The sequence below is a fragment of the Nonomuraea basaltis genome, assembly GCF_005893125.1.
Taxonomy (GTDB): domain Bacteria; phylum Actinomycetota; class Actinomycetes; order Streptosporangiales; family Streptosporangiaceae; genus Nonomuraea; species Nonomuraea basaltis.
Genome location: NZ_VCJS01000430.1, coordinates 1 through 5,040 on the forward strand (window position 1 = coordinate 1; position 5,040 = coordinate 5,040).

A 5,040-nucleotide genomic window follows, 5' to 3' on the forward strand; every position below is an offset into this window, starting at 1 on the left:
AGATGTGTATAAGCGACAGCCCCGGCCTGCTCCCCCAGCCCGTCGCCGTGGTAGCTGACCGCCGCCTGGGCGGTCAGCGCCTGGCCGGGCGCGCGCCCGCCGGCGGGCTCCAGCAGCGCCCGGCAGTTGTGGTCCTTCGTCCCGAACGGCACCCGCCACGCCTGCTCCGGCCGGACTATGAAGCCGTCGGGCAGCTGTGGCTCCTTGTTGAGCACCTCGCGAAGCTGCGTCATGGCCTGCGCGTCGAGGAAGCTCTCCGCGCCCTCCCCGCCGCATCCGGCCAGGGCGCAGGCCAGCAGGCCGCAGACGATGATCCCCTGTCGTCGTCTCATGATCCCCCCTGGCGCAAAGCCTCCCCTAGCGACGAATGCGGCAATCCACCGGAGTTTCCACCAACATGCAAAAAGGGTGCCCTCATCCGGCTTTCCGGACGAGAACACCCTTTACGCCGATCAGCGTCTCAGTCGGTCGTCCGACCGGGACGCTGTCGTCCCCCCAGGAGCATCCTCCAGCCGCGAACCCCACCCGGCGTTCGGATGCTTCCTCTCTGACACCCACCGCACTGGATGTCGTGATTAGAGAGTGCCGGACGCGGCTTGCAGATAACTTGTAGAACACTTGCCGCATCCGTCCGCATGTGTCCCCGCAGGTAGACGGGCTAGTCGTGTTCGGCGGCGGCCGGCACGACCGCGTCCTCGGGAGGCGCGACGTGGCGGACGACCACGGTGCTGATGCGGTTGCGGCGGCCCGCGAGGGTCTCCGCGGTGAGCGACAGGCCGGCCACCTCCGCGTGCGACCCGGCGATCGGCACCCGGCCGAGCGCGTGGGCCAGCAGCCCGCCCACGGTCTCCACGTCGTCCACCTCGATCTCGGTGTCGAACAGCTCGGCCAGCTCGTCGACCGGCATCCGGGCCGTCACCCTGAGGCCGCCGTCGGGGACGCGCTCGACGCGGGGCGCCTCCTGGTCGTACTCGTCGGTGATCTCGCCGACGATCTCCTCCAGCACGTCCTCGATCGTGACCAGTCCGGCGGTGCCGCCGTACTCGTCGATGACGATGGCGATGTGGATCTGCCGGGCCTGCATCTCGCGCATGAGCTGGTCGATGGGCTTGCTCTCCGGCACGTATGCCGCCGAGCGCATGATCGACTCGACCGGCTCCTTGCCGCCGCCCTCGCCGGACTCGTGGATCTTGCGGGCGATGTCCTTGAGGTAGGCGATCCCGACGACGTCGTCCTCGTTCTCGCCCACCACCGGGATGCGGGAGAAGCCGCTGCGCAGCGCCAGCGACAGGGCCTGGTCGATGGTCTTGCCGCGCTCGATGTAGACCATGTCGGTGCGCGGCACCATGACCTCGCGCACCAGCGTGTCGCCCAGCTCGAACACCGAGTGGATCATCTCGCGCTCGTCGGGCTCGATCACCCGGCGCTCCTCGGCCAGGTCGACCAGGTCACGCAGCTCGGCCTCCGAGGTGAACGGGCCGTCGCGGAACCCCTTGCCGGGCGTCAGGGCGTTGCCCAGCAGGATCAGCAGCTTCGGCAGGGGGCCGAAGATGCGGGTCAGGCCGTAGACGATGGGGGCGCTGGCCAGCGCGACCGGCTCGGCGTGCTGGCGGCCCAGCGTGCGCGGCATGACGCCGACCACCACGTAGCTGATCACGATCATCACGACCGCGGCCCAGACGTAGGCCCAGCCCTGGTCGTGCATGAGGTCGATGAACAGCAACGTCGTGATGACCGTGGCGACCAGCTCGCAGCTCAGCCGGAGCAGCAGGAGCAGGTTGAGGTAGCGGGGCGGGTCGGTGACGATGGCCTGCAGGTGCACCGCGCCCCGCCTGCCGTCACGCACGTATTCCTCGGCGCGCACCCTCGAGATGCGCGTCAGTGCCGTTTCCGCGCTGGCGATCAGGCCACCGATGATCACGAGGACGATGGCCAAGGGCAACCAGGCGTTCACCGCGGGTTGCGCACCTCCTGCCACGACTCCAGGAGCTGGGCCTGTAGTCCGAACATCTCCTTGTGCTCCTCGGGCTCGGCGTGGTCGTAGCCGAGCAGGTGCAGGATGCCGTGCGTGCACAGCAGCTCCAGCTCGTCCGCGGTGCCGTGCCCCGCCTCCTCCGCCTGCCTGGCGGCCACCTGCGGGCAGAGCACGACGTCACCGAGGAGCGCGGGGTCGGCCGGGCTCTCCGCGTCGCCGCGCGCGCCGCCGCCGGGACGCAGCTCGTCCATCGGGAAGGCCAGCACGTCGGTCGGGCCCGGCTCGCCCATCCACTTCTCGTGCAGCTCGGCCATGGCGTTCTCGTCGACCACCACGATGGACAGCTCGGCGAGCGGGTTGATGCCCATCTCGCCGAGCACGTGAGCGGCCAGGGCGACGATGGCTTCCTCGTCGACGCCGACGCCGGACTCATTGTTGATCTCAATGCTCACGGTCGCTCACCCGTCGTTTGCCGCTGCGCTGCTGGATGCGCTTGGGCTCCTGCAGCGCGTCGTAACGCCCGTAGGCGTCCACGATGTCGCTCACCAGCTTGTGGCGTACGACGTCGGAGCTGGACAGGCGCGCGAAGTGGATGTCGGGGATGCCCTCGAGGATCTCCTGGACCACCCGCAACCCGCTGACCGTGCCCGAGGGCAGGTCGACCTGCGTCACGTCGCCCGTCACCACGATCTTGGAGTTGAAGCCGAGCCTGGTGAGGAACATCTTCATCTGCTCGGCCGAGGAGTTTTGCGCCTCGTCGAGGATGATGAACGCGTCGTTCAGGGTCCGGCCGCGCATGTAGGCCAGCGGTGCGACCTCGATCGTGCCGGCGGCCATCAGCTTGGGGATCGAGTCGGGATCGAGCATGTCGTGCAGCGCGTCGTAGAGCGGCCGCAGGTAGGGGTCGATCTTCTCGTAGAGCGTGCCGGGCAGGAAGCCCAGCCGCTCCCCCGCCTCGACGGCCGGGCGGGTCAGGATGATCCGGTTGACCCGCTTCTCCTGCAGCGCCCGCACGGCCTTGGCCATGGCGAGATAGGTCTTGCCGGTGCCGGCCGGGCCGATGGCGAACACGACCGTGTGCTTGTCGATCGAGTCGACGTAGCGCTTCTGGTTGACGGTCTTCGGTCTGATCGTGCGCCCGCGCGAGGACAGGATGTCGAGGGACAGCACTTCGGCGGGGCGGTCGGAGGTCATGCGGAGCATGGCGATGCTGCGCTCGACCGCGTCGGGGGTGAGCTCGCCACCGCTGCGCAGCACCTCGACGAGCTCTTCGAAGAGCCGCACCACGGTGCCGCTCTCGTCAGGGCTGCCTGTGACGGTGATCTCGTTGCCCCGTACGTGGATGTCGGCCCTGAAAGCGCCCTCGATGACGCGTAGCAGCTCGTCGCGGGAGCCGAGGAGGCTGACCATCGGGTATTCGTCCGGAATCAGCACCTTGGCTTGCGTGCGCGAGGGAGGTGCCGTGCGGCGGGATTCGTGTAGTTCGGACATGGGCAGGCCAGCGGCCTGATGCCTCCCGGTCTCTTCGGTGTTCTTCTCCGCCCATCGTAGCCGGGACCAGGCGGATTACTCTCGTCAATATCACCATGCCCGCCCGTCTCGCTACGGAACGCCCTATCCGGGCGGCCAGGTCAGGGCCCGTCCGCCCAGGACGTGGGCGTGTACGTGGAAGACGGTCTGGCCGGCGGCCGGCCCGGTGTTGAACACCACCCGGTAGCCGCCCTCCGCCACCTGCTCCTTCACGGCCACGGCGTGGGCGGCCTTGAGCACGTCGTCGGCGAGGCCGTCGTCGGCGTCGGCCAACGCGGCCGCGTTGGCGTAGTGGCCCTTCGTGATGACCAGCACGTGGGTGGGAGCCTGCGGATTGGTGTCGCGGAACGCCAGTGTCCTGCCGGTTTCGTAAACGATCTCGGCGGGAATCTCCTTGGCAACGATTTTGCAGAAGAGGCAGTCGTTCACAGCAGCACCCTACCGATCGCCTTCGTGTTAGCGAGTCCGTTGCGAATCGGTAATCCTCAGTGTCGTGCGTGGGAAGATCAACGCGGTTAGGGTGAGTGTGCGACACTTCAGAACAAAAGACGATTCAGGGTCGGGCGAGCGTCACCTGGCGAGGACACGACTGGGTAATGCACCCTAAGGAACCGGGGAAACCTCAAGAACCGGAAGAGCGTAAACCCTCTGGGAAGGCCGCGCGTCCCACTGATGTGACCACCGAAACCCTGCTGGCCGACAGGTCGATGGGGGCGGTGCCGGTCGGGTGGGATGCCGACATGGCCGTTACCGCGCTCTACAGCGCGCACTTCCGGTCGTTGGTGCGTCTCGCTGCGTTGCTCGTACGCGACACAGCAACCGCTGAGGAAGTCGTGCAGGATGCGTTCGTCGCCATCCATGGCGCCTGGCGTAGGCTGCGTGACCCCGACAAAGCACTCGCCTACCTGCGTCAATCTGTCGTCAACCGGTCCCGTTCCGTGCTGCGTCACCGCGCGGTCGTCGAGAAGTACGCTCCCAAGGGTCTCCCAGACGCCCCGAGCGCCGAGAACGGCGCGATCGGCGAACTGGAACGCTCCGCCGTGATCGAGGCGTTACGGGCCCTGCCGACCCGACAGAGAGAAGCACTGGTTCTGCGCTACTACGGTGATCTGTCCGAGGCTGAGATCGCCCATGCCATGGGCATCAGCAAGGGCGCGGTCAAGAGCCACACCGCACGTGGCATGGCCGCTTTGCGATCCGTCCTGGAGAAAATGTCATGACCCAGCCCCCCGACGAGTACGGCGACCTCCTGCGCCGTGCGCTCCGCGCGGAGGCGGACGCGGTCGTGCCCTCGCCGGAAGGACTGGAGATCATCCGCGCCCGCATCGAGCGGCGCGGCGTCCGTAACCTGTTCTGGTGGCGGGCGGGCGCGGCCGCGGCCAGTGCTGTGCTGGTGGCGGGAACAATCGTGATGGTCGTTCCCGAGCTGCGCTCGAAGGTCATATACGAGAGCCCTGCCAAGGTGATCGACGACGAGACGTCCGCCAGGCTCCCGTCCAACTCCTCCACCACTCGCTCCCAGCAGCCGCCGCCCC

General features: G+C 67.9%; 6 protein-coding genes and 1 pseudogene. 2 read left to right on the forward strand and 5 right to left on the reverse strand.

Features of this window, described 5'->3' with window-relative positions:
- From EJK15_RS67570 to EJK15_RS67590, 5 genes are all read right to left on the reverse strand, one after another.
- A partial coding sequence (locus tag EJK15_RS67570) for a hypothetical protein (protein ID WP_138720647.1) occupies positions 1 to 332 on the reverse strand: 332 nt, incomplete at its 3' end.
- A gap of 326 nt (positions 333 to 658) precedes the next feature.
- Positions 659 to 1,954, reverse strand: coding sequence for a hemolysin family protein (locus EJK15_RS67575; RefSeq protein ID WP_138720648.1), 1,296 nt, complete (start codon positions 1,952 to 1,954; stop codon positions 659 to 661).
- Positions 1,951 to 2,427 carry an rRNA maturation RNase YbeY gene (gene ybeY / locus EJK15_RS67580; protein WP_138720649.1) on the reverse strand — a complete coding sequence of 159 codons (477 nt, stop codon included), beginning with the start codon at positions 2,425 to 2,427 and terminating at the stop codon, positions 1,951 to 1,953. The genes EJK15_RS67575 and ybeY overlap by 4 nt, the downstream gene beginning before the upstream one ends.
- The gene (locus tag EJK15_RS67585; protein WP_138720650.1) at positions 2,417 to 3,466 is read right to left on the reverse strand and encodes a PhoH family protein; all 1,050 of its coding nucleotides are present in this window, start codon (positions 3,464 to 3,466) and stop codon (positions 2,417 to 2,419) included. Before EJK15_RS67585 ends, ybeY begins: the two co-directional genes overlap by 11 nt.
- Before the next feature lie 123 nt (positions 3,467 to 3,589).
- Positions 3,590 to 3,934 carry a histidine triad nucleotide-binding protein gene (locus tag EJK15_RS67590; protein ID WP_138720651.1) on the reverse strand — a complete coding sequence of 115 codons (345 nt, stop codon included), beginning with the start codon at positions 3,932 to 3,934 and terminating at the stop codon, positions 3,590 to 3,592.
- 278 nt (positions 3,935 to 4,212) lie between these two features.
- Between EJK15_RS67590 and EJK15_RS67595 the strand changes: the two genes are divergently transcribed.
- Together EJK15_RS67595 and EJK15_RS67600 are read left to right on the forward strand one after the other, a co-directional pair.
- Positions 4,213 to 4,725: a SigE family RNA polymerase sigma factor gene (locus tag EJK15_RS67595; RefSeq protein ID WP_138720652.1), complete on the forward strand. Its 513-nt coding sequence runs from the start codon at positions 4,213 to 4,215 to the stop codon at positions 4,723 to 4,725.
- A pseudogene (locus EJK15_RS67600) lies at positions 4,722 to 5,040 on the forward strand (hypothetical protein); the annotation flags it as partial. The gene EJK15_RS67595 and the pseudogene EJK15_RS67600, both read left to right, overlap by 4 nt.

Bases quoted from the DNA above. Each gene is read 5' to 3' on its own strand.
- EJK15_RS67585 (WP_138720650.1), bottom strand. From the start codon at position 3,466: ATGTCCGAACTACACGAATCCCGCCGCACGGCACCTCCCTCGCGCACG.
- EJK15_RS67595 (WP_138720652.1), top strand. From the start codon at position 4,213: ATGGGGGCGGTGCCGGTCGGGTGGGATGCCGACATGGCCGTTACCGCG.